Annotated in this window: 18 protein-coding genes and 1 tRNA gene; 8 read left to right on the top strand and 11 right to left on the bottom strand. The window is 37.9% G+C overall.

Features of this window, described 5'->3' with window-relative positions:
• Positions 1 to 504 precede the first annotated feature (504 nt).
• Complete coding sequence (locus LVD47_RS18645; protein WP_236979606.1) at positions 505 to 1,773, top strand: site-specific integrase; 1,269 nt, start codon at positions 505 to 507, stop codon at positions 1,771 to 1,773.
• Positions 1,774 to 2,135: 362 nt separating this feature from the next.
• Complete coding sequence (locus tag LVD47_RS18640; protein WP_236979605.1) at positions 2,136 to 3,689, top strand: Fic family protein; 1,554 nt, start codon at positions 2,136 to 2,138, stop codon at positions 3,687 to 3,689.
• Here the strand turns inward: LVD47_RS18640 and LVD47_RS18635 are convergent.
• The 8 genes from LVD47_RS18635 to LVD47_RS18600 all read right to left on the bottom strand — a co-directional run bounded on the left by LVD47_RS18635 (position 3,672) and on the right by LVD47_RS18600 (position 14,117).
• On the bottom strand, positions 3,672 to 3,983 hold the full coding sequence (locus LVD47_RS18635; protein WP_236979604.1) for a nucleotidyl transferase AbiEii/AbiGii toxin family protein: 312 nt from the start codon (positions 3,981 to 3,983) through the stop codon (positions 3,672 to 3,674). The genes LVD47_RS18640 and LVD47_RS18635 overlap by 18 nt on opposite strands.
• Positions 3,980 to 4,747 carry a type IV toxin-antitoxin system AbiEi family antitoxin gene (locus tag LVD47_RS18630; protein WP_236979603.1) on the bottom strand — a complete coding sequence of 256 codons (768 nt, stop codon included), beginning with the start codon at positions 4,745 to 4,747 and terminating at the stop codon, positions 3,980 to 3,982. The genes LVD47_RS18635 and LVD47_RS18630 overlap by 4 nt, the downstream gene beginning before the upstream one ends.
• 139 nt (positions 4,748 to 4,886) lie before the next feature.
• Positions 4,887 to 5,168, bottom strand: a complete 282-nt coding sequence (locus LVD47_RS18625) for a helix-turn-helix transcriptional regulator (RefSeq protein WP_236979602.1) — start codon at positions 5,166 to 5,168, stop codon at positions 4,887 to 4,889.
• Positions 5,169 to 5,557: 389 nt separating this feature from the next.
• Positions 5,558 to 7,828, bottom strand: coding sequence for a DUF262 domain-containing protein (locus LVD47_RS18620; protein ID WP_236979601.1), 2,271 nt, complete (start codon positions 7,826 to 7,828; stop codon positions 5,558 to 5,560).
• Positions 7,829 to 7,840: 12 nt separating this feature from the next.
• The gene (locus LVD47_RS18615) at positions 7,841 to 9,193 is read right to left on the bottom strand and encodes a restriction endonuclease subunit S (RefSeq protein WP_236979599.1); all 1,353 of its coding nucleotides are present in this window, start codon (positions 9,191 to 9,193) and stop codon (positions 7,841 to 7,843) included.
• Complete coding sequence (locus tag LVD47_RS18610; protein ID WP_236979597.1) at positions 9,186 to 10,805, bottom strand: HsdM family class I SAM-dependent methyltransferase; 1,620 nt, start codon at positions 10,803 to 10,805, stop codon at positions 9,186 to 9,188. Before LVD47_RS18610 ends, LVD47_RS18615 begins: the two co-directional genes overlap by 8 nt.
• Positions 10,802 to 13,864, bottom strand: coding sequence for a type I restriction endonuclease subunit R (locus LVD47_RS18605; RefSeq protein ID WP_236979595.1), 3,063 nt, complete (start codon positions 13,862 to 13,864; stop codon positions 10,802 to 10,804). Before LVD47_RS18605 ends, LVD47_RS18610 begins: the two co-directional genes overlap by 4 nt.
• Positions 13,865 to 14,045: 181 nt before the next feature.
• A tRNA-Arg gene (locus LVD47_RS18600) sits at positions 14,046 to 14,117 on the bottom strand.
• Between the two features lie 204 nt (positions 14,118 to 14,321).
• On the opposite strand from LVD47_RS18600, the gene LVD47_RS18595 reads away from it, so the two are divergent.
• Complete coding sequence (locus LVD47_RS18595; RefSeq protein WP_236979593.1) at positions 14,322 to 14,780, top strand: MarR family winged helix-turn-helix transcriptional regulator; 459 nt, start codon at positions 14,322 to 14,324, stop codon at positions 14,778 to 14,780.
• Positions 14,781 to 15,216: 436 nt separating this feature from the next.
• Here the strand turns inward: LVD47_RS18595 and LVD47_RS18590 are convergent, their stop codons facing one another.
• The 3 genes from LVD47_RS18590 to LVD47_RS18580 are packed head-to-tail and all read right to left on the bottom strand — an operon-like array spanning position 15,217 to position 17,663.
• Entirely contained in the window at positions 15,217 to 16,533 is a 1,317-nt protein-coding gene (locus tag LVD47_RS18590; protein WP_236979591.1) for an NAD(P)/FAD-dependent oxidoreductase, read from the bottom strand.
• Positions 16,530 to 16,760 carry a DUF2905 domain-containing protein gene (locus tag LVD47_RS18585; protein ID WP_236979589.1) on the bottom strand — a complete coding sequence of 77 codons (231 nt, stop codon included), beginning with the start codon at positions 16,758 to 16,760 and terminating at the stop codon, positions 16,530 to 16,532. The genes LVD47_RS18590 and LVD47_RS18585 overlap by 4 nt, the downstream gene beginning before the upstream one ends.
• A complete protein-coding gene (locus LVD47_RS18580) occupies positions 16,761 to 17,663 on the bottom strand; it encodes a nucleotidyltransferase family protein (RefSeq protein WP_236979587.1) in 903 nt (300 codons plus the stop codon).
• 238 nt (positions 17,664 to 17,901) lie between these two features.
• Between LVD47_RS18580 and LVD47_RS18575 the strand changes: the two genes are divergently transcribed.
• The 5 genes from LVD47_RS18575 to LVD47_RS18555 all read left to right on the top strand — a co-directional run bounded on the left by LVD47_RS18575 (position 17,902) and on the right by LVD47_RS18555 (position 22,902).
• A complete protein-coding gene (locus LVD47_RS18575) occupies positions 17,902 to 19,686 on the top strand; it encodes a sodium:solute symporter family protein (protein WP_236979585.1) in 1,785 nt (594 codons plus the stop codon).
• Positions 19,687 to 19,700: 14 nt separating this feature from the next.
• Positions 19,701 to 20,126, top strand: coding sequence for an acyl-CoA thioesterase (locus LVD47_RS18570; RefSeq protein WP_236979583.1), 426 nt, complete (start codon positions 19,701 to 19,703; stop codon positions 20,124 to 20,126).
• 9 nt (positions 20,127 to 20,135) lie between these two features.
• The gene (locus LVD47_RS18565; protein WP_236979581.1) at positions 20,136 to 21,113 is read left to right on the top strand and encodes a YihY/virulence factor BrkB family protein; all 978 of its coding nucleotides are present in this window, start codon (positions 20,136 to 20,138) and stop codon (positions 21,111 to 21,113) included.
• Positions 21,114 to 21,120: 7 nt separating this feature from the next.
• A complete protein-coding gene (locus tag LVD47_RS18560) occupies positions 21,121 to 21,627 on the top strand; it encodes a thioredoxin family protein (protein WP_236979579.1) in 507 nt (168 codons plus the stop codon).
• A 156-nt stretch (positions 21,628 to 21,783) separates the two neighbouring features.
• Complete coding sequence (locus LVD47_RS18555) at positions 21,784 to 22,902, top strand: GNAT family N-acetyltransferase (protein ID WP_236979578.1); 1,119 nt, start codon at positions 21,784 to 21,786, stop codon at positions 22,900 to 22,902.
• Positions 22,903 to 23,079: the final 177 nt, after the last annotated feature.

The following is a 23,079-nucleotide window of genomic DNA, read 5'->3' as shown; positions in this document are numbered from 1 at the left end:
AAATCACTATGATCAAAAAATCTGAAGATTCCATCCAGGTTCTTGTAGGACTTGAACCGAACGATTCCTGGAATAAAATTGGACAACTTTCATCAGTGAAATAGTCAAAGTCTGTATTCCATGCCCCGGCAATTAGAAAAGAATATAATTTCTAAATAGTCAATATCAATAAAAAATATCAATTCTAAATTAGAAAGCTTTGATGACAAGGGACAAATTAAAAAGATCAAAAACCATCAAACTGCCAACTATTCCGCCCCCTCCGAAATCAAGACCCTTCATAAACATCTAATAATAAAGAAAGTATATAGAAAATATGTTGGTCCCACCAGGACCATTCCCTTTAAGATTCGCTAAGATTCATTAATACTAAAAATACTGATTATCAGTACTTTAATTTTTTTAAGTCTTAACAAATAATACCAAATATCAAACAAAACGACCCCTAAACCGACCCCTTGATATATAAATTTTTCATATATTTGTATTCTCAATACTTTAAATATGAATCAACCAAAGTTCAACCTTAAAACACCCAATGAGCCTGAATCCTTGATTTATTTAATTTTCCGATATGAAAGCAGGAGATTGAAGATAAGTACCGGATTAACAGTGCCTGTAAAGTTTTGGAATAATAACAAAATGAGGGTAAAAAACAACAACCAATTTCCCAAACATGAATTGTACAATCAAATTTTGGAGAAATATTCAGATGCGGCAAAGGAATCATACCTTGAACTATTAAAAGATGAACAAAAGGCTACAAATAGCAAATTGAAGGAAAGGGTTAACAGCAAAGTCAATGGGAGTCCCAAAAATACGGATGACAAGACTAAAACCCTCCATTCATTCCTCGATACATTCCTGGAAATGAAGAGAGGAGACAGCACAATCAAAGACATTACAACCCGAAATTATGAAAAGGTAATCCGGCTCATTAAAAAATATGAAAAGTCTAAATTCTTCCTTTTGTCTGATATTGATAAAGACTTCCATATAAATTTTCGACAATTTTTATTCAACACAAAATTTCAAAAGGGAGATAAAACAAAAAGGCATTATCAGCCCAATTATATAGCCCGACTAATGAAAAGCTATAGGGGAATAATGCAATATGCCTTTAGTGAAGGGTTAATTAAAGACCAAAGTTTTAGCTCTAAAGAATTAACTGTGTCAGCGAAAGAAACAGACACAGTCTATCTAAATGAAAATGAACTCGAATCAATTTATACTCTAGACCTTTCCGATAATCCAAAACTAGATAGAGCAAGGGACCTATTTCTCATAGGATGTCACACAGGATTGCGATTTTCAGATGTTGCCCAATTGAATATGAATCAAGTCATTGAAAGTAATGGCAAATTCCTCATAAAAGTACCTACTAAAAAGACAGGAGAGACAGTAATCATTCCGCTCAAGAGCGTTGTTTTAGAGATCATAGGTAAATATGACGGCTTCCCAAAAAATTTGTCCAATCAAAAGCTGAATGAATACATCAAAGAAGTATGCAAGCTTGCTGAAATCAATGATAAATGCCTGGATCGAAAATATGTACGTGGTAAAACAATAAAAGAGTATAAGGAAAAATGGGAAATGGTTTCCAGCCATACGGCCCGACGGTCATTTGCAACGAATGCCTACTTGAATGGAATCTCCCCTATCAAAATCAAGAAAATTACGGGCCACAAAAAGGAATCCACTTTCCTGAAATACATCCGAATTTCTGAATTGGAGAACGCCCTTGATTTGGCAGACAATGACTTTTTCGATTAATTGCATACATCTGCTTCATTTCAATTTTCAATGCCTTCAGAGCTCTTACATTCAATTATTATTTAAAAGGAATCCCCCGCCCTGTTTTTTAAGCTCTCTAAACACCCCCGGTATGTTAAAAACAGCACTTTACACCCCCTCAAAATACGTAAGAACCATTGCAAGAGAGACATTCATACAAAATTAGGTTCTCATATGAATTTAAAAACTCCATATTCTGCATTACAATAAATACGCTCTCTTCTTGTTTTTATCACACTAAAGTATGATATTCACACAACATCAAAACATAACAATCGCACAACACTAAAACATAATAATAGAACAACGTCTAACTATAACAAAAGAACAAAAAATAGAGAATGGCAACACCACAAGAAAAATTGGCTCAATCTCTAGAGGTTTTACAAAATCTCCAGAATAAACAAGGACATGATACAGTCATTCAAAGTACAGATTTAACCCGAGTGCATAGAGAAAGGTTGACTCAATTGGGATTTATAAGAGAGGTTGTTAAAGGATGGTATATGATCACTCCCCCGGATGAACAACCGGGCGACAGTACATCATGGTACACGAATTATTGGAAATTCTGTGCTCGCTATCTTGATGAACGATTTGGAGATGCTTATTGTCTATCCGCAGAACAATCTTTAGAACTTCATGCCGGGAATTGGTCTGTCCCCCAACAACTCATTGTACGTACTTCGAAGAATATTACTTCCAACACAGAATTATTATATGGAACATCCATATTCGTTATGCATTCCCCCCTTCCTGAAAAAGCCGAAATCAAGATTCAACGAGACATACGGATCTTGAGTTTGCCTTCTTCCTTAATCAATTGTGTACCTACTGTATTTACTAAATCCCCGATAACAGCAAGGACTGCTCTCTCATTAATAAAAGACGCATCCGAAATTCTAAATATATTGCTTTCAGGTGGCCATTCTAAGATTGCAGGAAGATTGGCAGGTGCTTTTCATAACATAGGACAAGACCGTATAACCAATGACATTGTGAAAACCATGCAATCTGCCGGATATGATATACGACAAATTGATCCATTTGATCAGGAATCACCAGTAAAACTATCTGCCAGAGAACAATCTCCATATATCAATCGCATACGACTAATGTGGTACAGTATGCGAGATGTAATTATTGATGATTTTCCCAAACCACCGGGTATTCCCAATGATCCTGGAAAATATCTGAAAAATGTTGAAGATATCTTCATTACTGATGCGTACCATTCGCTCTCCATTGAACGGTATCTGGTCACCCCGGAACTCATCGAAAGGGTGCGAAGAGGAGACTGGGACCCTAAAGTGAACGAAGGGGACAAAAGACAAAAAGAGGCTATGGCAGCCCGAGGATATTGGCAAGCTTATCAAAGTGTTTTAAAAAGTGTAGAGCGGGTCCTGAATAAAGAAAATGCCGGGATAGTAGTCGAGGAAGATCATAGTGATTGGTATAGGGAATTATTTGCCCCCAGTGTAATTTCAGGTCTTCTTCATCCTTCCGACCTGGCAGGGTATCGCAATAATCAGGTATATATCGGAAAGTCAAAACATGTTCCTCTGAATAAAGATGCATTGAGAGATGCAATGCCCGAATTATTTCAGTTACTGCAAAAAGAACCGGAAGCATCTGTGAGAGCAGTTTTAGGTCATTTTGTATTTGTATTTATTCATCCATACATGGATGGGAATGGAAGAATGGCTCGTTTTTTAATGAATGTTATGCTTGCGTCCGGTGGATACCCCTGGACGGTAATCCCGGTAGAAGAACGGGACACCTATATGAATTCACTGGAAAAGGCAAGCGCTGATCAAGACATCTCTGAATTTGCGAAATTTATAGCCTGGTTAGTTCGTGAAAGTCTGGCAGGGAGGTCAATAGCACAAGTCTGATGATAATAATAATTTGAGCATTTTATCCTGGAGGGTAATATGTACACCCGATATAATGGATTCTACATTCGATTTTATACGCTTTAAGGCTTCCAGGATATTTTCAAAAGAAGTAGTTCTGTCTTCGATAGGTATATACGTCAGATCTATATCAACTGACAACCTGGGCATTTCACGTATGAACAGATTAATCGCCGTCCCTCCATGCATAGCAAAGCATTCTTCTTTAGCGACCTCCGGTAGCACTTGCAACAGGAGCGATGCCTGATTCTTATATATGTTCTTTATTTTCATTTTATCAAATCTTCGGGGAGGGATATCTGATATTTAGGATCATACACACCTTTTTCTTTGGAAAAAGATCGCTTCCCGTTTCCCAGATCAATGTTATCAATAGAAACATAATTTAACCATTGGTGATTCGCTTTCTCTGCCATAAATAAAAACAATCGCTTCACTTTTACGGAATTACAATTCTCTAACAGCTTCTGTACTTCTTTTGGTCTTAAATTATTTAAACCTTCCATAAGTTCATAACATTCCAACAACGAATGAACCCTTTGACTCAAATAGAGACATTCCATTATGGCTCGCTCAGGATTGGCGATCTGTATGGTAAATGACTTTTGATCTATCGAGGTTAATCCCATTTCAGGAGGTAAAAAAGATGTATTTACCGTTTCTATTTTATATCCCCAATCATTATTTAAAAACCAGGCAGGCAACTTACTGCCACTTTCGCAAAACAGGAATACTTTTCTCGCATCAAAATCCAGGTAATGCGCCCGCCCCAATAAAGACAATGCTGTTCTCCCTCCGATGTGAACTTTTAGCCCCCCTTGTCGCTGTAAAGCATATACAGCTCCTTCATACCCCACATTATCTCCAGTCCTTATTATAGCTCCTGAACCTATGGAAGTAAACCAGTTACTTTTCTTATACCTTCTTATAAGATCATAACTATACCCTTTATCAACAAGCCAGGAAGATAAAACCACTATTCCCGAAGGTAGGGATTGCAACAAATGGTTTAATTTAGATCCTTTTTTAGCATCCATAGTACTAATATAGGAATTTTTTTAACCGGACAAAACAAATAGTTTATCCTACCTATAATTTAAGTACTAATAACGCTATAATATTATTAATTTTAAACTATCCATATATCGATCCTGTCCTTTCCCATATTTTATGATATCACAGCAATTCCAAATCCTGAAGCTTACGACCAAATTCATCATCAGAAGCCAATTTCAAAAAATCCTTCTGCAATCCAAATACACGCAAAACATTAAAGTATGCCCCCATTGCCACACTGGGTTCTCCTTTTTCAATAAAATATAATGTACTCCGTGCTATACTTGCACGTTCAGCCACCTGGCTGGTAGTCAATTTTCTCCGTTTTCGTGCCAACTTAATATTTTCACCCATTTGCGCCAATAGATCTTTATACTTCGGGAATATCACTTGCTTTTTCATAAATTTGATTTATATTCCATTTAAATCTATACTTTTTGATTGAGTTAGCAATCAAATAACACCTAAAGTTCAACTAAATTTACCCTGAAATATTTGGCAACTAATAGATTTCATGGTTGCAGTTATCATAGGATTAAGCATCTACAATGATTGGCGAATTATACGCAAGGTAAAAGTTCATTTATTATGTTAATCAAAACCAGGGAAATGCTATTTATTCCGGAATTTCTACTGTTGAATTAATATATTGACCGTCAGCATCAATTCAAAGTAACCCCAGTCGACTCACTCCATAGTCCCGGAAACCATAGTGTAAGTTTTATAAGGTAAAAACCTGGTAAATCTATCGAGATCTAATATCAATGAATGATTAGAAATCAAATTTCCGCTCACAATTCGACATTTCTATTGACTTTCAGCTGTTCTTCAAACCATAATATAGCTGCTTCTCCCTTCATTTTAGTTATTTGATCAATACTTCGTGAATGCCGAATACTATTCCTCAACTGTGCCACATCATTAAATTCCCCTGCAAGTTTTGGTTTCGTGGAAAAAAAGAGTTCAAATTGTGGCCAATTGGATTTATTGGTTATTATATCATTGAGTTCTTGTAAATCGGTAAATTCCATCCAAAATTTCACACTTTCTTGACTTACTTCCTTTAAAGAAGGATTTTTGCGAAATTCTCGTTCCACTCTTCCTTTGATCTTAGGGATTAGGTGGCTCGGGATGACTTCTTTTAACTTTGCAAAATCTTTGACACCCAACTTTTCAATAATTAAATCTCTGATTCTCAATTCAATTTTTTCAATTCGATTGTTTAGGGATATATATTGTTCGGGCAGTTGTACCTCTTCTTGTATTATTTTGGAAGTTATTTCTTCGATAATTCGTTCGCGTCGAGCATCCAGGAAAGAATCGTAATCATCTACAGTAAAAGGCTCTCGCAGTAATATATCTACAGCTTTTTTACTGATTAGGTGAGTATCCAGAAGCTTGTACACTTTATCCTCGTCATTATTGTCAAACAAATCTCGAAGGTAGTCATTCGGCAATCGATTGTTGATAATGTGACGGTTCGTCTCCGGTGTAAGCGGCGCACGATTGAGAATGGTATTAATTCTATTCCCCAAGTCCTGTTCTTTTCCCCAACTTTTAGGAACAATATGATGATCGTCTATCGAATCGTACTCAGGAAAATCAAAAGTTTCCCAATCCTTTGCTCCATTGATTATATACAGATTGAAAATGGCTTTGTAAATGGCAGAGGCATTCTTTACCTCCCGGTGCAGGTCCAACTGCTTATAATCCCTGTAAAAATCCAAAAGAGACTCTGGAATAGTATCTTCGTCCTGAAACCACTTTTGCAGATCCAAATAATCCTTTGTTGTAGAACTTTCAACAGAACTGGAATACCGGTTCTGGAATATGGACGCCCAATACCATTTTTTGACTTTGGAATGGATATCCACTTTATTCGACAGTTCAGCAGACTTCACATGGTGATAGATCGCAGACAGGGCCGGAATAATCGAGGGATAGGGCAAAAATTTGCTCGCAATCGCACCAAAATCCCTCGGGTTTTTCAACCGCTTCAATCCATTGAGAATAGCACTTACAGCCTCATCCCATCGTTCAATAAACTCTTCTTTATCCTCTATCAGTACAACATTCTTCCTGCTGCCATCTGCCGTTTTAATGGTTTTTTCTTCACCTGGGACTAAGTAATACAAATACTTGGGACTGCAATAACTCTGTTCAAAAATCGACATAACCATCAGGATATATTGCTTCATCTCAAAACCGGGATAATTCAAATCATCCAACTCAACCGACGCCTGCCTGTACATTTCCTTCAGATAAATGTCCTTTGGTCGGGTAATTGCATTGAGGAGATCGAAGGTATCGAGTTTTACACCCCTGGAATTGATATGGGTGAAGATGTCACACACCTTGGCTATGCCCAACTTTTCATCCAGGGCAATGTAACTGATCTGGTAGTCATTAAGCAATTCCAGAAAAATATCTTTTAACTCATTGGCCGAATCGGAATATTCCTGAAATCGTACAGCCCTTTCAGGATTTTCCCTGTTGCTTTCAATAGCCTTTTCCGCCCAATAAGCCTTGTAGTCCAATATCCACTGCTGAAGCTCCCAGGTACCGCCTTTCAGGATACCGAGGGGCATCAAATGATCAGCGAACTGCAGTTCCTTTTCATCCAGGATCTCTCTATACTTCTTGGTTTCCTGGTAGTAAAAAAAGGCTTCGTCGTAATTTTCATCCAGCAATTCGCGCAACCTGACAAAATACAGGTATCGATTTTTCCGATTTCGGAATTGCTCTTCCGGCTGAAAAAAGGCATAGTGCATCGCCGTCAGGCGCTGCTGACCGTCCAGTACGATATACTCCGGGTCCTGGCGTTCTCCTTCAAAAGCAAAAATGGGATCGCATGAAAGGGTATTGAAGTTTTCTTCCCTACCTTCCCAAAGCAATAGTGTCCCGATATAATAATCCATAAAAATGGACTTGATCAACTCTCGAATGTCCCAGGGCTGCCAGGCAAATTCCCGCTGAAAATCCGGGACTTGGTAATTGCCTTTCTTGATTTTTTCAATCAAACGCCCCAAGTTGATTTTATCCGGTTTTTGTGAATTTTTCATAGTTAGCTTTTTTTATTCTTCGACCTCTTCTGCAGCCATACTTACAGTTTCATAAACCATATACTCTGCTTCGTCCACACTTACCTGCCCGTTCATCAACATAGGTAAAAGCCAATCGCGAAGGGAAGCTAGATGTTGGTTTTCTGCGAGATTTATCTGTGTTGTTCTATAGTTAGTTTCTATAATTTTCTGATATTTTTCTCTTATCTCTAGAGGTGGAATTGGTATTAAATAATTTTTTACAAAAGATTTAAATAGAAGGTTTTTTATACCGCTTGTTTTACCTTCCCAGGAAAATAATACTCCATTATCATATAACAGTTGCCAAGTGTTTAAAAAGTAATATGTTGCACTATTATCACTAATACTTGTAGCCTTGCAAAAATTAGAGCATATAACATCTTGCCCAATTCTATCCAATAATTCTTTGGTAATTAAACATATTCTGCCTGTAGATTGCGTTGGACTTCCTCCAGATATCTCGATTACAAAATCACCTTCGGATAAACACTTATTCTTATTTTTCTCTAAAATAAATCTAGCTGGAGAATTATCAGAATGCGTAGTATAGGTATCTGGAATATCTGTACCCCTTATACATTTTACTGAAAAAGTATAGTTGCCTTGAATTTTATCCTTACCCCAATCTCCATTTTTAAATTCAGAAATTAGGTAATTTAACGGTTTCACCTCCCACCCTTCCGGGATTTCACGTTTCAATTCCTCGTTATAGACCATTTTACCGCCGGAGGATTTATACGGTTTGCCGTTTATATCGGGTTTTCCGCGCGCAAAGTCGTAGGGAAAATCAAACTGTACAAACCAATAATCGTATACGAGTTTGGCCATGGCTTCCAGCTTCTCATTGATTTTGTTGTTGACTTCTATTTTTGCATCTAAGTCGGATAGGACTTTGGCAATGGCTATTTGATTAGATAGTGGAGGAAGATTTATCTCAAAATCTAGCAACTGACTTTTATTAATGTTTGGAAATACTGAACCACCTTTTCCTCCCAATAATCCATTTAAGTATATTTCTAGTAAACCTTTCACAAAAGAATTTAAGTGACAGCCATTTTTGTGGGATATAGATGCTAGACCACGTCCAATAAAATAGGTCTGATCGGCTATATTCATTCTGCCTGTAGTTGAACCTCTGACACAAAATAAAATATCATTTTTATTAGCCTTTCGAGTACCTCTAGTCGAATATTGAACAGGTATTGGATATTTATCAGTAAATTCTGCTGGTCCATTGAGTAACGGTACTCCATCACAGTGATTATTAACATAAACCGATTTTGGAGACTGGCCCATCTCAATGTTAAGGAAACTTTTCAAACTGGCCCTTTCCCATTTACTCATACTTCAAACTTTTCAAATTCTCCTCAATCGCTTCTTCCAGTTCCTTGCCTTCCGCAAAAAGCTCCTTTAAATCCTTTTCGAAACCCGACAACTTTGATTTAAATTCTTCTTCTGTAATATCTATATATTCAATTTTGATTTCAAAATACTGGCCGGCACTCAGGCTATAGTTCTTTGCTTTGATCTCGTCGTAGCTCACCACCACACTCAGTTCGTCCACTTGTTCTTTTTGACAGAATGTACTAATGACCAGCTCTTCCTCATCCGGTTGCAACACGGTCTTTTGATTTTTGCCTTCCTTCACGGTTTTGCCCAGGTTGCTGGCATCTATCAGAACTACATCGCCTTTATTTTGTTTATCCAGGAATATCACTGAGACATTGGTTCCCGTATTCGCAAAAATATTACTCGGCATACTCACTACACCGGCAAGCATTTTTTCTTTCACCACCGCTTCGCGAATTTTTTTATCGATACCGCTTTGCGCCGTTATGAAACCCGTAGGCACAACAATGGCCGCCTTGCCGTCTTTTTTGAGGCTGTACATTATATGTTGTAAAAAGAGCTGATAAATGGCCATTTTATCCTTTTGTTTCTTGGGGATTGTAGGAATACCAGCGAAAAAGCGATTTATATTTGAATCTTTATCCAAGTCATCCCTGAAATCAGAAAAATCAAGCTTGAATGGCGGATTGGATACGATATAGTCAAACTGCTGCAAACGACTCCCCTCCTTATGGTATGGTTCCAAAATAGTATTGCCCTGGACAATATGGGGAATAGAATGCACAAGATTGTTCAATATCAGATTCAATCGCAATAGCTGCGATGACTTTTGCGATATATCCTGAGAATAAATAGTGCATCTGTCCTCGCCTATTTGGTGCGCCAAGTTCATCAACAGTGTACCCGATCCTGCACTGGGATCGTATATTGTAACATTGCTTACGCCTTCATTGACGAGACATCTCGCCATAATTTTGGACACAGCATGCGGGGTAAAATACTCGGCGTATTTTCCACCGCTATTACTGTTGTAATCCTTGATCAGGTATTCAAAAATCGTGGAATAAAAGTCAAACTTTTCATTGAATATATGTTCAAAACTAAATTCCGCCAATCGGTTGATAATTGCCCTGCAAAAGTCATCGCGTTTGCTGGCTACATATTCACTCAATTCTTCAAATAACACGATTTTGCGCCCGGTATCGGTCACTACTGAAAAAATATCACTGTTTTGCCCGGCAATATCCAGTAAAGTACTATCAAAAAGTTTGGCAAATCGATCCTCGTTTTGTCTGTTGAAAAGACTGGATATAAATTGACCGGGAAATATCCTGGCTGTATCCTCATCCATCTGTCGATACAATAGTTCGAAATCATCATTATTCATACCAGCCAATTGTTCCTCTACATTGTCCCCCTCCGCCAGTGAAGGATCTACTTGCCTGGCTTCATAGATAAATTTATCGTTTAGAAATTTGTAAAGAAAAACCTGGGTGATGATTTTAAATTCATTGCCATCGTTGCCTAAACCGTAGTTCGCACAGGTACTTTTGAGCCCGTCTATGAGTTCTTTGGTCTTTGCTTGAAATTTTTGAGTCTCTGTCATGCTCCTATTCCGTTGTATTCATTTATATATTCGTTAACTAATAAATGGTTGATCCGATCCACAGTTTCTAACCTGACCGGAAAATGATGGTCCTTCAAAACTTGAATCACATTTCTATCAATTAATCGCTTCATATAGTTTTCATTCTCCATGACCTTGGAATTATCCAATATTTCAATATCCATAACCTTTTTCAAATCATTTAAGGCTTCGTATAGCTTCCGTTCATTATCCGTAAGCGGATCTTTCTCCATCAAACGTTTGTGAAGACGGGTATACTTTTCGTCCTGGTCGTATTTTGCTCTCAACAAATTGTTTTGTCGATTGAGTTCATTAGCTTGATTATAGATTACTTTCAGTTCCTCCATGTTACACTCCATTTCCTCTTTACTTACGTTGTTCAAATTTTTCTTCTTGAACAAGCGTTCCAATTCTTCCCGCAAAGATATAAATTGTGGGTCTTTGGAATCAAAATTAGCGCCCATTCCTTCGCGTGTTTTTCGCAACATATCTTTGAGTTGATCTGCAAGGACCATCTCTTCTTCCCCGACCTTGGTGAAGGCAAAAATCACCTCTTCCAATGCCAGATTCAGCAGATTGGTGTTTTCTAGGTTCTGTTCTATACTTTCCTTTTGATTGATCAAAGCTAGTCTGTCATGTGCCATACGGGACAGTGTAGATAACGCCCTAAAATCCAACTTTTCAAGTAATTTGTATTGTCCTGTAAGTCGGATTATATTGTACAAATCTCTAGCATTATCTAGCGATTTTGTAATACGGAGCATTTCCTTCCTGTCATTAACTTCACTTATTTGACCCGAAAATACAGCTGGATTGATCGTATCAAAATGAAACAAAACATCCTTTATTTCTTCAATTTCTCTTTCAATCTCTTCCCCTGATTTAAATAAATCAGAATAATTTTCCATTTCATCGCCCAGCTCTGACTGTAGTTCGTCGAAATAAGCCCTGTTCGTTTTGTCAAATTCCTTTTCGATATCGGCGAAGTCAACTACATACCCATATCTATGATCTCTATACGTCCTATTGACGCGGGTAAGAGCTTGTAAAAGGTTGTGGGATTTAATTATCCTTCCAATGTATAATTTTTTCAAACGCGGTGCATCAAAGCCGGTAAGCAACATATTGTAAACAAAGAGAAAGTCGTAATCACCTTTTTTAAAATCATCCACCCAATCCTTTCGGTCTTGTTTGGTACCTATATCATGTAAAATAAGAGCCGCGGATTTTACTTTTCGCCGGGCTTCGCGCCTTCTCTTATAGCTGACCGGATCTTCAGCAGCCATAAGATATTTTTGTTCCCCGGTTGCATACTTTTCCTGAAAAATTTCATACATCTGTTTGGCCTGATCTGAAGAATCACAAATCACCATGCCCCCTATTGTATCATCGTCAAATGTTAATCGTGCCTGCTCAAAATTATCAATGATATAATCGAGCATTGGCTCCACAAAATTTGGCTTCGAAAAGACTTTCCTTCTATTAGAGCTTCCTTTCAGAATAGAGATCTTATTCAAAGTCTCCTGTAATTGCATTTTATAAGAAGTCTCTATTTCTTCGCGAATCAATCGCAAGGTATAACCGTCAGCAATGGATCGATTATAATAATACTTGTGAATATAATCACCAAATAAATCCCTTGAATTGTAATCGTTTCCGAGAAGTGGAGTACCGGTTAGACCAATTTTAATGGCGCTAGGATCAGATTCTTTTAAATTCGCCAGGAAACTACCTTTCGGGTTGTAACTCCGGTGTACTTCATCCAAAAAATAAATTCGTTTTATATCTACATTATAGTCTGTATTTCGCGTGACATCAGGATCATCCTTGAATTTTTGGATATTTACAACAGTGATTTCCGCCTTGCCTGAATCATTGTGTATGGCTGTAGTAGATTTGATATCTTTTGCAAAATCTTCTCTCGAATCAATATTATGTACCACTAATCCACGTATTCTAAATTCATTAGAAGCCTGAATCAACAAATCTAACCGATCTACAATGAAGTAAAATTTTGGAATAACTCCTTTTTCTCGATAGTAATTTGTCAAATGTTTTACGTTATAAAATGCCAAGGCTGTTTTCCCACTACCTTGAGTATGCCAGATTATACCTTTTCGTAATCCTTGGTCCAATTTTTTGGCAATAGCTTTGGTTGCAAAAAGCTGGGGGTATCGCATTATATGTTTTTGAAGGCCATTTTCGCGTTTCACATAGGCGATAGCATACTGTAATATAAAATGTAATCTGTCTTTTTGTAATAAAGAAGTACAAATTCGATTTGTAGGCCTGTGAGGATCTTTATTGATTGTAAATGCGTGAGAATTTTTTATGGAGACTAGGTTTGTATATTGTAAGACGCTGTTTTCTTCTTCCTCGGTTAGTGGCATTAATATTCGAGATAAATTAAAATCCTCCTCTTCCCTGAAATAATTAAAAATAGGCTCACCGTATGATGGACTTGCATAATATGCTCCAACAATGGGTTCAATGACACCTTCTTCATACTCCATATTATTGGAAAAAATCATTAACTGGGTAATGTTAATAAAATGCCTGAATTTGCGATTTCGAAACCGCTCATTAATTCGCTTCCTCTCAGCTAATACCCCATCCCGATTATTTGGCTTTTTAACCTCAATAAATACCAACGGCATACCATTAATCAAACAAATAATATCCGGCCTGAAACTTTCATCATCTTTTTCATAAGGCAATTCTGTAACTACATGGAAGGTGTTATTTGAAAAGTCATGAAAGTCGATAAGACGTATTTCAGACTGTTCCATTAACATTTCATAAAATTCCTGTCCCAAATCCTCATTTTTTAAGGCCAGTGAAACCTTTTTATAGAGGGTAAGTATTTCATCGGAAGAATAGTCTGGATTGATATTTTGAACGCTTTCCCTAAAAATTCCCCTAAAAATATTAGTTTCTTTATCCCACTTAGCACTCTTTAAGGATAAGTATTTGTATCCTAAACGTATAAGATGTAAAATAGCAGGAATTTTAACACGCGAATCTTCGTTGAAAGGCATTTGGGGATAGGGTTATATTTTAAAATTTCAGAAAATAGAAGATTAAGATAGGGAAGATTTTGAGAAATAAAAATTAATTGAGATTTTGAGAGAAGATTTAGATATTTCGTGCCTAGATTTTCACCTCTTACACGCGAATAAAATAACAAATTGACTATCTTGAAGTTACGTTTATTAAAAGTGGTCCCACCAGGACTCGAACCTGGATCTAGAGTTTAGGAAACTCCTATTCTATCCCTTGAACTATGGGACCGGAAAATCTAAAGCGTATTTTCAGCCGTAAAAATATAAAGACTCTTGTTTTTATCAAGTAATTTAGCTATAATTTAATTTTGCTGGCTATTTGTTATACTGAAAACTAGAGAAAATACATTAACCGGGACCGTGAAAAGCTGTTGGTCTTCAACATTTTTCACATAGGTCGTAAAAATTAGTTCAACATTTGAACCTATTTATTATGAGAACAATAGAAGAAGAAATTCAGCAATCCAAATTCAAATCCAAAGAACAAAAAGTCCATGTCAACATTGTTTACACCGGACAGTATATCAGCCAAAAGCTAGAATCGGTCATTAAAAAATTTGACATCAATCTCCCCCAATTCAATATTATGAGTATCGTTCGGGGACAAAATGATACGCCTATTAATATCAAGGATATCCAACGAAGGATGGTACATCAGATGGCCAATACTTCCCGGGTAGTAACCGCACTCGTCAGCAAAGGACTCGCTGAACGGACCCCCTCCCCTAATGACAAACGCGAAGTAACCATATCCCTGACAAAAAAGGGACATTTTACCCTGGAACAACTAGATGACCTTATTCCAAGATTTCTCGTCAGCCAGTTTTCTCATCTTTCAGAGGAAGAAATAGAACAACTTAATAATATCCTCAACAAAGTTAGGGAATACTAATCCCATGGTGATATTCCCTTTTACCCATTTATGTTTTATTAATTGAAAGCAGGATAGCACCCATTCCTCAAAAAACTATATTTTTACTTATGGTTTAGAAGGGTTCATTCATAACTGCATCCAATAAACCTAAAGAACAATTAATTAAATGATAGATGTCGTCTCGTCCGTAAGGGGAAAAACCACTTGAATTAATATTTATCGCAAGTAGGACACAACTGGCTGGACAAACACCCATAGCAACACATTAGCCAGGATTTTTAACGAAACGTCTGCTAAGGAAAGCTTTCAGCGGAAAGACTTTCCATACAAATGGTATGGTAGGTCATGGGTACGGCCAAGGCAGGAGCTCATGCCTAATCGTATCCAGTCCATCACCGAGAAAGGAGCCCTTGCTTTCAAAAATTATTTAGATAGATGGTCTACCAGGACTAGCTTAGGACTCCTGTTTTGCCTCTGCTGAATTCCCCTTTTGCTTAATGATCAGGCGAAGGGCCGTATCATACGTGAAATAATTCCACATCCAATTAATAACCACTATCAATTTATTCCGCGTCCCGATCAATGCATATAAATGAACCCAAAGCCATATTAACCAGGCTAAAAACCCTCCCAGGGAAAACCGGGGTAAATCGGCTACCGCCTTATTTCTACCTATAGTAGCCAAAGCGCCTTTATCTTTATAAACAAATGGCTTTTTCTCTTTTGAGTGCCCCCTTTTATCCAGAAAAGATGCCACATAGGAAGCCATCTGTAATGCAACCTGGGCTACCTGAGGGTGCCCGTATGGGTAATCGTCTGTGTCCATCCGTGCTATATCCCCTACAGCAAATATATTTTCAAAACCCTTCACCCTACAATGCTGATCGACTAAAAAACGCCCTTTATTATCTACTTGCTCTTCCCCGGACAATCCCGGCACCTCCGGACAACGAACCCCTGCAGCCCAAATCAATTTTTCAGCTAATATCGGATCTCCATTTTTGAGAAATACACTTTCTCCGTCATAATCCACAACCCTGTCATTCAGGATCAGAGTAACGCCCATATCCGAGAGATATCGTTCAGCACGCTGCTGACTTTCCGGCCGCATTCCCGGCAATAAATGCTCGCCAGACTGAACCAGGTAAATATCCACCTCCCCGGGGTCCAATTCCCTGTAATCTTTTGGTATAATATACCGTTTCATTTCTGCCAGTGCACCGGCCATTTCTACTCCGGTAGGACCCCCTCCTACAATAACAAAATCTATTAATTTTTGCCGATCATTATAATTCCGCGACATCAGTGACTCTTCAAAATCCTCAAAAATCCGGTTTCGGATTCCCAGCGATTCACCCAGGGTCTTAAGAGAATAACTCTTTTGCGCTATAGCTTCGTTATTGAAAAAATTAGTTACAGCCCCTATCCCTATTACCAGGAAATCAAATTGCACATTCCCGCGATCGGTAACAACCAATCGCTCTTCCGGATCCACTTCCAGAATTTCTGCCTGCCGGACGAAAACATTCTCTCTTTTCTGAAATACTTTTCGAATCGGGAAAGCGATAGCGCTGGGTTCCAACCCAGCCATGGCTACCTGATAAAACAGCGGTTGAAACTGGTGAAAATTATTGCGGTCAATTAATACTACCTGATACCCACTGTTCCGGAACTTACGGACAAAAGTCAACCCACCAAAACCAGCTCCCAACACTACTACCCTGGGATCACTGGACGCAGGGATATTTAAATCCTCTTCTCGGCTACTCATAAAATTTTATTAAGTACTTTCATGACCACACTCAATATAATGGACACAAGAATCATGGATACAATGGGGAAATAAAACCGGCTGTTCTCATTTTCGATACGAATATCACCTGGCAAATTCCCAAACCAAGAAATCCATCGAAACCCCGTAAAGTAAATTAAAGCACCAACAGCTATAATCAAAACACCGGCAATAACGATTCCTATTCCTGCAGACCGATGATTCATCTATATTTCGAGCGTCTCGGGATAAGCCCCGTTATCGTGCAATTCCTTAAATGCTTTTTTGACTTTTCCGGCATCTTCCTTGTATGTTACACCGTACCAGTTATCGTGCGAAGGAATGACATTCAATACAATTTCACCGCTATTGATCATTTCATCAATTAGAACAGGAATATAATACTCAGCTTTGGAATGATCTTTATTCGCAGCTACAAATTCGCGAAAACCTTTCTCCAATTTCTCGAAATAGGTAGGATGGAAACCCCAAAAGTTCATAGATACAATCGAATCTTCATCCAGTTCGGTACCTTTATCACCGCGTATAACTTCTCCTTCCTCATTACGGGCAATCTTCAAGGTTTCCTCAATTGACACTAAGTTTCCCTTCTCATCTGTCTTACATACTCCCCTGTTTACAGTTCCGGAATCTGATAATGTATTCTTAAGGATATATCCGATCAGAGAATATCGCTCGGGGGTAACATCCTCTTTCAAAAATTTAGCCACTTTGTAAAACCCATCTTTCCCGTAATAATCATCAGAATTAATAACGGCAAATGGTTCATCAACCACATCTTTGCAAACCAAAACAGCATGGTTCGTCCCCCAGGGCTTCTCCCTTTCCACAATTCCATCTACACCGGGAACTTCTACATTGACATCCTGAAACACATACTCCACTTCCATATACTCCTCAATTTTACTTCCTATCTGCTCTTTAAAATCATCTGCAAAAAAGTCCCTGATTACAAATACTACTTTCCGAAATCCAGCGTGATAGGCATCGTAAACCGAGTAATCTAATAATGTCTCTCCATTGGGCCCCAGCGGCTCCATTTGTTTCAAACCTCCAAATCTACTACCCATTCCTGCTGCTAGTACTACTAAAGTGATTTTGTCACTCATAAATATCGTTTAATTTTTAAATTGAGAAAAGTTAAGTAATTTTTCGTAAACAAAATATTAAATTTTCTGTGTTCGCCCACATGAATTTTATTCTATTTTTTTAAATTTAACGCGCTTAAACCAATAACTACTCCTACATTAGGGGTATAACACAACATGACGCTGCACTCTGTACAGTATCTGGAGAAAAGGCGGTGAAAGGAATAAATTTGAGGAAACGACTTAAACACCAACAACTATGAATATTTCTACACTTGACTGGGGAATTATCGTATTTTTTCTATTTGTCACATTGTTCATTGGACTTTGGGTATCAAAAAAATCCGGTAAAAATTCGTCCGAATATTTTTTATCTGGCCGAAACATGCCCTGGTGGTTATTGGGAATGTCCATGGTGGCTACCACCTTTTCAACAGATACCCCAAACCTGGTCACAGATATCGTGCGAAAGGACGGAGTTAGCGGAAACTGGACCTGGTGGATCTTTTTACTCACTGGGATGATGACCGTATTCGTCTACGCCAAATTGTGGAGAAAATCCAACGTAACTACAGATATAGAATTTTACGAATTGCGCTATTCGGGAAAAGCGGCCAAGTTCCTTCGGGGGTTTCGCTCTGTATTTCTCGGTTTGTTTTTCAATGTACTGGCGATGTCTGCGGTATCCCTTGCAGCCATTAAGATAGGGGGAATTATGCTGGGCCTGACACCTTTACAAACCATCGGTATAGCCTCTGTAATTACCGTGGTTTTTAGTTCAATGGGAGGATTCAAAGGCGTCGTATATACGGACTTTATACTGTTTTTTGTAGCTATGGTCGGTGCCATATCAGCTGCTTATTTTGCCATCGACCACCCGAAAATCGGATCCCTTGAAAACTTGTTTACCCATACGAATGTGGTGGAGAAAATGAACATCTTTCCCGACCTGACCAATAAGGAAACAATGATCACCTTGTTTATCATACCATTCGCTGTCCAGTGGTGGAATTCCTGGTATCCCGGTGCAGAACCCGGTGGTGGCGGATATATTGCCCAGCGTATGTTGGCGGCCAAAGATGAAAATCACGCCATTGGCGCAACCTTCTTTTTCAATGCCCTCCACTACGCATTACGTCCCTGGCCCTGGATTATTGTAGCGTTATGCTCGCTTGTAGTCTTTCCCGACCTGGATTCATTACGATCTGCTTTCCCCAACATTACGGAAGATAAAATAGGAAATGACCTGGCCTATCCCGCCATGTTGACCTTTTTACCCAAAGGATTTATCGGCATCGTTCTAGCCAGTTTAATTTCAGCCTATATGTCTACCATATCCACGCAATTAAACTGGGGAGCCTCTTATCTTGTAAATGATTTTTACAAGCGATTTGTAAGGCCCGAAAGCACAGAAAAAGAATTGGTGCGTGTGGGTAGAATTTGTACCGTTATTCTAATGGTTCTATCTGCGGGTTTATCTTTAGTTTTGACCAATGCTTTACAAATTTTTGACATTATTATCGCTTTTGGAGCGGGTACCGGATTGATATTTTTGCTTCGTTGGTTTTGGTGGAGAATCAATGCCTGGAGTGAAATCACAGCCATGTTTGCCAGTGGTATTATTACGATTATGTTCAATTTCGGTTTATATCCCGAAAGTTGGAATCCATCGTATAAGTTTCTATGGATCGTTCTATTTACTACCATAATTTGGGTAACGGCTACTTTCATAACCAAACCTGAAAAGAAAGAAACCCTCTATAATTTTTATAATAAAATTCAACCCGGAGGTCCCGGATGGGAAAAAATCCGGGTGGATGCTAAATCCGAAGGACTGGATATCGATAAAAAACTAAAATGGACTGTCCCCGATGGCATTTTGGCAATGCTGATTGGCTCTATCCTCATTTTCTCCACTTTATTTGCGACCGGTAATTATATCTATGGTGAAACGACCTGGGCCATTGGGTATACAGTAGTATCCATCGTATCCACTATAGCGCTTATCTGGATTTGGAAAAAAATACGGGCCAACGTCCTGTAAAAAATAAAAGATTAGTGGCAATTAAAAACACTTTCAATTTTACCGTCCGAGTCCGTTACAGTGAAACCGACCAGATGGGATTTGTCTATTACGGCAATTATGCAAGGTTTTACGAAATCGGAAGAACGGAGACCATGAGAGAACTGGGTATAGAATACAAAAGCCTGGAAGAGAATGGAATTATGATGCCCGTCATATCCCTTCAGGTACGCTATCTCAGACCTGCTAAATACGACGACTTACTCACACTCCGGACAAAAATCAAAATCCTGACTAAAAAGGAAATCGTTTTTGACACCAATATTTACAATGAAAAATCAAAATTACTCAACCAGGGCATTGTAAAACTTTGCTTTGTAGACAAAAATAGTGGTAAAAGAATCCCTACACCGCGCTTTATTCTTGATAAATTAGCAGAAATTGATAATTTATCTAATTAAAATAAAACTTTGGGATTAAAAGATAAAATTCTATCCAATAAAACGGTACAACGCTTTTCACACTGGGCACAAACCACTTCCCTGCCGGGATTTCAAAAGGTACCGGTCTGGGATGTATGCAGACTGCTCTACTACGAATGGATGGAAGGCAATATAGGAGTAAGGGCAAACTCTATGGCCTTTAGTTTTTTCCTGTCTTTATTTCCCGCACTGATTTTACTTGTATCTTTGGTTCCGTATATCCCAATCGCTAATTTTGATACCATCTTATACAATTTCATTTTTGAATTCCTGCCTCAGAGTACTGAAGAATGGCTGGGTGAGACGATCAAAGATCTTAGTATGATCCAACGTGGCAACCTATTGTCATTGTCTTTTTTACTCATGGTATATTTTTCTTCCAATGGCGTAATGAACATGATGACAGGCTTCGAGAAAAGCTTTGATACGACCTTCAAGACCAGAAATTTTTTTGAAAAACGATTTATTGCTATTTGGCTAACGGGATTACTGTTCTTGTTTATGGTTTCTTCAGTGATCATGGTCATATCATCCGACTTTATACTGAACTACATTTTTACCTATCTTATTAAAGCCCAATATTTCAGACCTTTAATTACAATGGCCAATTGGTGTTTGACCTTTTTAATCTTTTATTCAATGGTCGCGGTAATATATCGATATGCCCCTCCTTTTCGAAAAAAAACAGGATACCTCACCCCTGGAACAACGCTTGCTACCGTCCTAATCATAGCCACTTCCCTGGGTTTTGCCTTTTATGTCAATAATTTCGGCAGCTATAATAAAATATATGGATCTATTGGCGCCGTTATAGTTATGATGGTATGGATTGAATTAAATTGTTTTATCTTACTTATCGGTTTCGAAATCAATGCGAGTATAGCGCTAAATCGCGATTTAGGAACAATTAATGATTATTCAGCGTTGAAAAGAAATAATAAACGAGACTATCTAAATACAAAATGATTTTAATATGAAAAAATGGATATTTACCCCTTTTGTTTTACTTGGGCTGCTAAGTATTTCAGCATTTACCCATGTCAATAACAAGTCAAAAGCAGATAGCATTGAATGGCTTTCTTTTGAGGAAGCTGTGAAAGAAAATGATTCCGATAAAAAATTAATTTTCATCGATGTGTACACGGATTGGTGTGGATGGTGTAAAGTAATGGATAAAAAGACATTTACCGATGAAACCGTCAAATCTTTTATGAATGACAATTTCCATAATGTAAAGTTAGACGCAGAACAAAAAGAACAGATCCAGTTCGCTGGAAAAACATTTGAATGGGTCGATGCAGGGAGAAATGGCATTCACCAGTTGGCTTATTCTTTGCTAAAAGGACAACTTTCCTACCCGTCATTTGTCGTTTTGGATGCCGAATTTAAAAGAGTTAAAATTCTCAAGGGATATCAACAACCCCAACAATTACTGCAACAACTAAAGCCATTGGTAGAAAAGCACAAGAATAAAAGCTAATTTCATTTTTGGTTCCTGATGGCTGGTCCTGCGTACTAAGATTCGGATAGACAGCCAAACGATTTTGTTCTCTTTATCCGGAACGGATATAGAGACCGACTTTTTTACCCTAATCTTTATTTCAATTTTTACTGGGTTCTTATTATAATAAATGGGATGATTGAGATTGTACATGTAGAGAATAAGACGGATCTGGACCTTTTCATACAATTGCCGTATGACCTCTATAAGGATAATAAATATTGGGCACCCCCTATCAAAAGTGATGAAAGAAGTTATCTTACGGATATTCCTCAAATAGACCCGGGAATCGAGACAAAAATGTTCCTGGCTAAAAATAATACCGGTGAGGTAGTAGGCCGAATGCAAATTATTATCAATTACCATGAAATTGAATTTTCCGGGGAGAAAGTCGGCCGGTTCAATAAAATTGATTTCATAAAGGATATCGAGGTATGTCGATCTCTTCTCAAAGCCGGTGAAGATTGGGCTCGAAGTAAAGAAATAAAAAAATTGATCGGCCCTTTCGGTTATACAAATCTCGATGCCGCCGGTTTGCTGACAGAAGGTTTTGAGGAATTGTCCAATGCTTCTACCATTTACAACTTTCCTTATTATCGCGACTTTATTGTCCAATGTGGGTATAAAACCTACCTCAAATGGCTGGAACATGAATTTACCGTCCCCAATAAAATCCCTGAAAAAATCATAAAGTTTTCAGAACTTGTTCGCAATCGCTACAACCTCCATTATGCCAGCTTTAATTCTAAAAACGAAAAACTAGAGCAAGCGCGTCAAATCATCCAATTAATAAATATATGCTATGCCCATCTTCCGGGATTTGTCCCTCTCTCCAAAGAGATAAAAGACTATTATTTTAAGAAATATATCCCGATGATCAATAAGGAATATATTTCGCTGGTCAACGATCAAAATGGCAAGCTCATCGGATTTGGATTGACATTGCCTTCCTACACCAAAGCACTTCAAAAAGCAAAGGGTTTATTATTCCCTTTTGGTTTTTACTATTTATGGAATGCATCCAGATACAATGACCGCGCTGAAATGCTATTAATTGCCATTCATCCCGACTACCAACAGAAAGGTATTACCTCAATTATTTTTGAAAAGATCCTCAAACAATACATAAAAAATGGAATCAAAAAAGTGGAAAGTAATCCCGAACAAGAGAATAATATGAATGTCCGTAATCTCTGGAAGGAATATAAATTCCGACTGCACAAAAAACGGATCTGTTATTACAAGGATATATAAAAATAGATAAAAATTTAGAATGACCCATCGTCTGTAATCAGCTATCAATACTAGCCAATATTCTACCGAAAGCCTTTAGGTTGGTCATGAAAAAGCGGGATTGTAGCCTTCCCTAAAAATGAGACAGTTTAAAAATGAAAAAAAAATCATAAATTAAACTGCAGAATGAAAAAGACA

The organism is Membranihabitans maritimus (genome assembly GCF_021729145.1).
Lineage (GTDB): Bacteria > Bacteroidota > Bacteroidia > Chitinophagales > Saprospiraceae > Membranihabitans > Membranihabitans maritimus.
Note: the sequence above shows the minus strand (reverse complement) of the source record. Positions and strands in the feature narration are given on the sequence as shown.

What these genes read in the sequence shown, in the direction of transcription:
- LVD47_RS18575 (WP_236979585.1), top strand. Translation starts at nt 17,902, where the DNA reads ATGAATATTTCTACACTTGACTGGGGAATTATCGTATTTTTTCTATTT.
- LVD47_RS18595 (WP_236979593.1), top strand. Translation starts at nt 14,322, where the DNA reads ATGAGAACAATAGAAGAAGAAATTCAGCAATCCAAATTCAAATCCAAA.
- LVD47_RS18615 (WP_236979599.1), bottom strand. Translation starts at nt 9,193, where the DNA reads ATGAGTAAATGGGAAAGGGCCAGTTTGAAAAGTTTCCTTAACATTGAG.
- LVD47_RS18635 (WP_236979604.1), bottom strand. Translation starts at nt 3,983, where the DNA reads ATGAAAATAAAGAACATATATAAGAATCAGGCATCGCTCCTGTTGCAA.
- LVD47_RS18645 (WP_236979606.1), top strand. Translation starts at nt 505, where the DNA reads ATGAATCAACCAAAGTTCAACCTTAAAACACCCAATGAGCCTGAATCC.
- LVD47_RS18555 (WP_236979578.1), top strand. Translation starts at nt 21,784, where the DNA reads ATGATTGAGATTGTACATGTAGAGAATAAGACGGATCTGGACCTTTTC.
- LVD47_RS18625 (WP_236979602.1), bottom strand. Translation starts at nt 5,168, where the DNA reads ATGAAAAAGCAAGTGATATTCCCGAAGTATAAAGATCTATTGGCGCAA.
- LVD47_RS18620 (WP_236979601.1), bottom strand. Translation starts at nt 7,828, where the DNA reads ATGAAAAATTCACAAAAACCGGATAAAATCAACTTGGGGCGTTTGATT.
- LVD47_RS18610 (WP_236979597.1), bottom strand. Translation starts at nt 10,805, where the DNA reads ATGACAGAGACTCAAAAATTTCAAGCAAAGACCAAAGAACTCATAGAC.
- LVD47_RS18560 (WP_236979579.1), top strand. Translation starts at nt 21,121, where the DNA reads ATGAAAAAATGGATATTTACCCCTTTTGTTTTACTTGGGCTGCTAAGT.
- LVD47_RS18605 (WP_236979595.1), bottom strand. Translation starts at nt 13,864, where the DNA reads ATGCCTTTCAACGAAGATTCGCGTGTTAAAATTCCTGCTATTTTACAT.
- LVD47_RS18630 (WP_236979603.1), bottom strand. Translation starts at nt 4,747, where the DNA reads ATGGATGCTAAAAAAGGATCTAAATTAAACCATTTGTTGCAATCCCTA.
- LVD47_RS18640 (WP_236979605.1), top strand. Translation starts at nt 2,136, where the DNA reads ATGGCAACACCACAAGAAAAATTGGCTCAATCTCTAGAGGTTTTACAA.
- LVD47_RS18580 (WP_236979587.1), bottom strand. Translation starts at nt 17,663, where the DNA reads ATGAGTGACAAAATCACTTTAGTAGTACTAGCAGCAGGAATGGGTAGT.
- LVD47_RS18585 (WP_236979589.1), bottom strand. Translation starts at nt 16,760, where the DNA reads ATGAATCATCGGTCTGCAGGAATAGGAATCGTTATTGCCGGTGTTTTG.
- LVD47_RS18590 (WP_236979591.1), bottom strand. Translation starts at nt 16,533, where the DNA reads ATGAGTAGCCGAGAAGAGGATTTAAATATCCCTGCGTCCAGTGATCCC.